Source organism: Pseudomonas sp. G(2018) (genome assembly GCF_005502415.1).
Classification (GTDB): Bacteria; Pseudomonadota; Gammaproteobacteria; order Pseudomonadales; family Pseudomonadaceae; genus Aquipseudomonas.
This window is the reverse complement of the sequence record NZ_SCOO01000035.1, coordinates 60826-67042: the sequence shown is the minus strand read 5'-3', so window position 1 is coordinate 67042 and position 6217 is coordinate 60826. Positions and strand designations below refer to the sequence as shown.

The following is a 6217-nucleotide window of genomic DNA, read 5'->3' as shown; positions in this document are numbered from 1 at the left end:
CAGCCTCGGCTCTACCGTGGTCGCCGGGCACCAGATAGCCCTGAACATCAGCTCGCTGCTGTTCATGATTCCTTATTCCTTGGGCATGGCGGTGACGGTAAGGGTCGGCCAGGGCCTGGCTGTAACGGAAATACGGGCCGGAATCGCCCTTGGCCAAGGCGCGCTTGGCCTCGTCGTAATATTGGCGTTGGGTGGACAGGTCCACCGCCTGGGCGGATTGAACGGCAGCGGCAGAAAGTAGAAAACAGGACAAAAGATTGAGAAGGCGACTGCGCATGAGACGTCCGGACAGAAAAACCATGACAAGTGCTGGTGACGCCCAACACTGAATTATCCGTAGCTTAGCCTTTTGCCAGCAGCGGGCGAAAGCTTTGCGGACCTGTCTGCATCAGTTCGCAACATTTGTAGTGCAGAGTGCGCCAACAGTGAAATTGCCGGCCTTCTGAAGCCTCGATTCAGGTAGAATGCGCGCCCGGTTTTTGGAGAAGCTCATGACCCTGCTCAAATTCAGCGATGTGTCCCTTGCTTTCGGCGCTATGCCGTTGTTGGACAAGGTGTCCTGGCAGATCGCCCGTGGAGAGCGGGTGTGCATCATCGGCCGCAACGGCACTGGCAAGTCCAGCATGATGAAGCTCGTCAAGGGCGACCAGAAGCCCGATGACGGCTCCGTTTGGCGCGCACCCGGGCTCAAGATCGGCGAATTGCCGCAAGAATTGCCGGTAGCCGACGAGCGGACAGTGTTCGATGTCGTGGCCGAAGGCCTGGACGGTGTCGGAGCGCTGCTCGCCGAGTACCACCACCTGAGCCAGAACATCGTCACCGACGCCGACCTGGACAAGCTGATGCACGTCCAGCACGACCTCGAAGCCCGCGATGGCTGGCGTTTGCAAACCCTGGTCGACAGCACCCTCAGCCGCCTGCAACTGCCGGCCGACAAGACCCTCGCCGAGTTGTCCGGCGGCTGGCGTCGTCGCGTCCTGCTGGCCCAGGCCCTGGTGTCCGAGCCGGATCTGCTGTTGCTCGACGAACCGACCAACCACCTGGACATCGGTGCGATCGCCTGGCTCGAAGAAGCGCTGAAGGATTTCCAGGGCGCCGTGCTGTTCATCACGCACGACCGTTCCTTCCTGCAAAACCTCGCGACCCGCATCCTCGAGCTGGACCGCGGTGGGCTGATCGACTGGAACGGCGACTACGCCAGTTTCCTTGTGCATAAAGAAGCCGAACTGGCCGCAGAAGCCACCGCCAACGCGCTGTTCGACAAGCGCCTTGCCCAGGAAGAAGTGTGGATTCGCCAGGGCATCAAGGCCCGTCGTACCCGTAACGAAGGTCGTGTGCGTGCACTGAAAGCCTTGCGCGTGGAGCGTAGCGAGCGTCGTGAACGCACCGGCAAGGCCAACATTCAGCTGGAAACCGCCGACAAGTCCGGCAAGCAGGTGATGGTACTCGAGAATGTGAGCTTTGCTCACCCGGGCGGACCGTTCCTGATCAAGGATTTCTCGATGGTGCTGCAACGCGGCGACCGTATCGGTCTGCTCGGCGCCAACGGCACCGGCAAAACCACGTTGTTGAAGCTTATGCTCAGCGGCTTGCAGCCAACCAGTGGCAAAGTGGAAGAGGGGACGAAGATCGACGTCGCCTATTTCGACCAATTGCGCCATCAGTTGGATCTGGAAAAAACCGTGATCGACAACGTCGCCGAAGGTCGCGACTTCATCGATATCGACGGCCAGAGCCGCCATGTGCTGAGCTACCTCGGCGACTTCCTGTTCAGCCCGCAGCGTGCCCGCACGCCGGTCAAGGCGCTGTCCGGTGGTGAGCGTGCCCGTCTGTTGCTGGCCAAATTGTTCAGCAAACCGGCGAACCTGCTGGTCCTCGACGAACCGACCAACGACCTCGACGTCGAAACCCTTGAACTGCTGGAAGAGGTCTTGCTGACCTTTAACGGCACCGTGCTGATGGTTAGCCACGACCGGGCATTCCTCGACAACGTGGTGACCAGCACTCTGGTTTTTGAAGGCGAAGGCCAGGTCCGCGAATATGTCGGCGGTTATCAGGACTGGCTGCGTCAGGGCGGTTCACCGCGCCTGCTGGGCGTGACCGAAAGCAAATCCGGCAAGGCTGACCTGAACTCTGCTGTGGTGAAAGCCGAGCCTGTGCCGATCGCGGTAGCGGTCGAAGCGCCAGTGGCGAAAAAGAAGCTCAGCTACAAGTTGCAACGCGAGTTGGAAGCGTTGCCAGGGGAGATCGAAGCTATGGAGCAGCAAATCGCTGCCGTTGAAGCGCAGATGGCGGATGCTGGTTTCTACCTGCGTCCGGCTACGGAAACCGCTGCAGTGATCGCTCAGCTGTCGCAGTTGCAGGCTGAACTGGATGTAATGGTCGAGCGCTGGGCCGAGCTGGATGCCTGATTGATCCGGCCATGAAAAAGCCCGGCGTTCAGTGATGAACGCCGGGCTTTTCATATTTGGATCTTGAGGTTGTTACAGTTCCATTGTGGGAGCGAGCCTGCTCGCTCCCACAATGGGCAGGGTTGTCAGCTTTTGTTTTGCAGGCGCACCGCCAGCACATCGCAAGGCGCGCCGTGCAGTACGTCATTGGCGGTTGAGCCAAGCAGCAGTGCCAGGCCATGCCGGCCGTGACTGCCTACCACGATCATGTCGCAACCTTGCTCCTTGGCCAGGTGGTGAATTTCCTGGCGTGGCTGGCCGTAGGTCAGGTGGCTGTATTCCTTGGATAGCTCCGGGTACTTCACGATCAACCGGTCGAGGCGCTCCCTGGCCTGATCGAACTGCTGTTGTTGCAGTTGTGACAGGTCCATCGGCACGTCACCGCCAAAGGCCATGGCCATCGGCTCGACAATGTGCACCAGGGATAATTTCGCGCCATTGCTCACCGACAGTTCGCGAGCACGGTGGATTACAGGGTCGCACTCTTCGGTTAGATCTACAGCGACCAGAATATGGTTGTAGGGCATGAGGTGCTCCTCCTGAGGATTGCAATATTGGTAAGTATGGCTGGTTTCAAGCGTATTGGTTTCAAAGTGACTGAATACGCCCATCAAGAATCGGGAGTACAGATATGACGGTCTGGATAGTGGTGTCAATCCTGCTGGTGGTACTCAGCCCCCTGGCATGGTTGCGGCCGTCCCGCCACCAGAGTGGTCGGATGGCGCTGCGAATGGAGGCGCGGCGCATCGGGCTGGCCATGCAGCTGGCGCCTCAGGAATGGCCGCACTGGCTCGGCCAGGAGCCGCCAAACCCGTGCGCGCAGTACCACCGGCCACGACGCGGCACTCAGCCTGCCTGCTGGAGTTACTGGCAAAAATCACCGGGTCTGTGGGTGAACCAGTGGCAGGAGCTTTGTGACGATCAAGCGCTGCTTAATCATTTCGAAAAATTGCCAGGTAATGTCTACAAGGTCGAAGCCGACAAACAAATGATCGCTTTGTATTGGGGCGAGAAGGGCGAAGCAGAGGTGCTGCAGCACATCGACGCCACCCTCAAAGCCCTCGCCTGAAACCGATTCCGACCCTCCCACAGAGACGCGCAGTCGCTGTTTTTTGCAGGCAATAAAAAGCCCGACAACATCATCGGGCGGGGGGTGGCCAGGCAGGCCGGTAATTCGGTTTGGGCTGATCTTACGCTTGGCATTCGCCTGAAGCGTTCATATTTTTCCCTGAGGTCCCGCCAGCTTAGCCTGTTAAACAATGGCTGCTGTGAATTAGGGCGACTTTTCTAAAGATTGATCCTATGAATGTCTCCACATGCAACCGCGTGTTGCAGGCCTTCGTCTTACAGAAATGACCGCAAAGTCGCCTTTCAACCCGCATTTTGGGCGATTGACAATTGTCGGAAATTCCGTGAAGGTGGCGTACCCAAATCAAACGGGCGTATGAATTGAGCGTTTGTTTTCAGAGCGCTCCTACAGAATCCCGACTATCGCGTTGGCGGGTGTGCCGGGTGGATAGGCGTAGCATTGACGATTGACGTCCCTGCCAGCCATCCGCCTGCGTCCGACGTGTACTGTTCAGCTTCCATATCGTGGAGATCAGTTGATGATTTACGAAGGTAAAGCCATCACGGTTAAGGCTCTTGAAAGTGGCATCGTCGAACTGAAGTTCGATCTCAAGGGTGAGTCCGTCAACAAGTTCAACCGTCTAACCCTGAACGAACTGCGTCAGGCCGTGGACGCCATCAAGGCAGATGCTTCGATCAAGGGTGTGATCGTCAGCAGTGGCAAGGACGTCTTCATCGTCGGCGCCGACATCACCGAATTTGTCGACAACTTCAAGCTGCCGGATGCAGAGCTTGTTGCTGGCAACCTCGAAGCCAACAAGATTTTTAGCGATTTCGAAGACCTCAACGTCCCGACCGTCGCCGCGATCAATGGCATCGCGTTGGGTGGCGGTCTGGAAATGTGCCTGGCGGCGGACTACCGCGTCATGTCCACCAAGGCCAAGATCGGTCTGCCGGAAGTCAAGCTGGGCATCTACCCGGGCTTCGGCGGTACTGTGCGTCTGCCACGCCTGATCGGTGCCGATAACGCCATCGAGTGGATTGCCGCCGGCAAGGAAAATCGTCCTGAAGACGCGCTGAAAGTCGGCGCCGTCGATGCCGTGGTTGCGCCTGAGAAGCTGCAGGACGCCGCGCTGGAACTGATCAAGCGCGCCATTTCCGGTGAGTTCGATTACAAGGCCAAGCGCCAGCCGAAGCTGGAAAAGCTGAAGCTGAACGCCATCGAACAAATGATGGCTTTCGAAACCGCCAAAGGCTTCGTCGCAGGTCAAGCCGGCCCGAACTACCCGGCGCCGGTCGAGGCGATCAAGACCATCCAGAAAGCCGCGAACTTCGGTCGCGACAAGGCGCTGGAAGTTGAGGCTGCAGGTTTCGTCAAACTGGCCAAGACCTCTGCCGCGCAGAGCCTGATCGGTCTGTTCCTGAACGATCAGGAACTGAAGAAAAAGGCCAAGGCCTACGACGAAATCGCCAAGGACGTGAAGCAGGCCGCCGTACTGGGCGCCGGCATCATGGGTGGCGGTATCGCTTACCAGTCGGCTTCCAAAGGTACGCCGATCCTGATGAAGGACATCAACGAACACGGTATCGAGCAGGGGCTGGCCGAAGCCGCCAAACTGCTGGTTGGCCGCGTTGATAAAGGCCGTATGACCGCTGCGAAAATGGCGGAAGTACTCAACGGCATTCGTCCGACCCTGTCTTACGGTGACTTCGGTCACGTCGACCTGGTGGTTGAAGCGGTCGTCGAGAACCCGAAGGTCAAGCAAGCCGTTCTGGCCGAAGTCGAAGACCAGGTCAAAGAAGACACCATCCTCGCTTCGAACACCTCGACCATTTCCATCAGCCTGCTGGCCAAGGCCCTCAAGCGTCCGGAAAATTTCGTCGGCATGCACTTCTTCAACCCGGTGCACATGATGCCGCTGGTGGAAGTGATCCGTGGCGAGAAGTCCAGCGAGTTGGCGGTTGCCACCACCGTTGCCTACGCCAAGAAAATGGGCAAGAACCCGATCGTGGTCAACGACTGCCCGGGCTTCCTGGTCAACCGCGTGCTGTTCCCTTACTTCGGCGGTTTCGCCAAGCTGGTCAGCGCCGGTGTGGACTTTGTGCGCATCGACAAGGTCATGGAAAAATTCGGCTGGCCGATGGGCCCTGCGTACCTGATGGACGTGGTCGGCATCGACACCGGCCACCACGGTCGTGACGTGATGGCTGAGGGCTTCCCGGACCGCATGAAAGACGACCGCCGTTCGGCCGTGGATGTACTCTACGAAGCCAAGCGCCTGGGTCAGAAGAACGGCAAGGGCTTCTACGCCTACGAGACCGATAAAAAGGGCAAGCAGAAGAAAGTTGCCGATCCGTCGGTACTGGAAGTACTCAAGCCAATCGTTTTTGAACAGCGCGAAGTCACTGACGAAGACATCATCAACTGGATGATGATCCCGCTGTGCCTGGAAACCGTGCGTTGCCTGGAAGACGGCATTGTCGAAACCGCTGCCGAAGCCGACATGGGTCTGGTCTACGGTATTGGTTTCCCTCCATTCCGTGGCGGTGCGCTGCGCTACATCGACTCGATCGGTGTTGCCGCGTTCGTTGCCCTGGCTGACCAGTACGCTGATTTGGGCGCGCTGTACCACCCGACCGCGAAGCTGCGCGAAATGGCCAAGAACGGCCTGAGCTTCTTCGGTTAAGCGCCCCCAACT

General features: G+C 58.5%; 4 protein-coding genes and 1 pseudogene. 4 read left to right on the top strand and 1 reads right to left on the bottom strand.

Going from position 1 to position 6217, the window contains the following annotated elements:
• Together FFS64_RS32310 and FFS64_RS25700 are read left to right on the top strand one after the other, a co-directional pair.
• A pseudogene (locus FFS64_RS32310) lies at positions 1–112 on the top strand (MATE family efflux transporter); the annotation flags it as partial.
• 379 nt (positions 113–491) lie between these two features.
• The gene (locus FFS64_RS25700; RefSeq protein ID WP_137807673.1) at positions 492–2411 is read left to right on the top strand and encodes an ATP-binding cassette domain-containing protein; all 1920 of its coding nucleotides are present in this window, start codon (positions 492–494) and stop codon (positions 2409–2411) included.
• A 125-nt stretch (positions 2412–2536) separates the two neighbouring features.
• On the opposite strand, the gene FFS64_RS25695 is transcribed toward FFS64_RS25700, so the two are convergent.
• A complete protein-coding gene (locus FFS64_RS25695) occupies positions 2537–2977 on the bottom strand; it encodes a universal stress protein (RefSeq protein WP_137807672.1) in 441 nt (146 codons plus the stop codon).
• 104 nt (positions 2978–3081) lie between these two features.
• Between FFS64_RS25695 and FFS64_RS25690 the strand changes: the two genes are divergently transcribed.
• On the top strand, positions 3082–3519 hold the full coding sequence (locus FFS64_RS25690; RefSeq protein ID WP_137807671.1) for a hypothetical protein: 438 nt from the start codon (positions 3082–3084) through the stop codon (positions 3517–3519).
• 538 nt (positions 3520–4057) lie between these two features.
• Entirely contained in the window at positions 4058–6205 is a 2148-nt protein-coding gene (fadB, locus tag FFS64_RS25680) for a fatty acid oxidation complex subunit alpha FadB (protein WP_137807669.1), read from the top strand.
• Positions 6206–6217: the final 12 nt, after the last annotated feature.

Excerpts from the sequence above, each read along its gene's own strand:
- FFS64_RS25695 (WP_137807672.1), bottom strand. The coding sequence starts at position 2,977 with ATGCCCTACAACCATATTCTGGTCGCTGTAGATCTAACCGAAGAGTGC.
- FFS64_RS25690 (WP_137807671.1), top strand. The coding sequence starts at position 3,082 with ATGACGGTCTGGATAGTGGTGTCAATCCTGCTGGTGGTACTCAGCCCC.
- FFS64_RS25700 (WP_137807673.1), top strand. The coding sequence starts at position 492 with ATGACCCTGCTCAAATTCAGCGATGTGTCCCTTGCTTTCGGCGCTATG.
- fadB (WP_137807669.1), top strand. The coding sequence starts at position 4,058 with ATGATTTACGAAGGTAAAGCCATCACGGTTAAGGCTCTTGAAAGTGGC.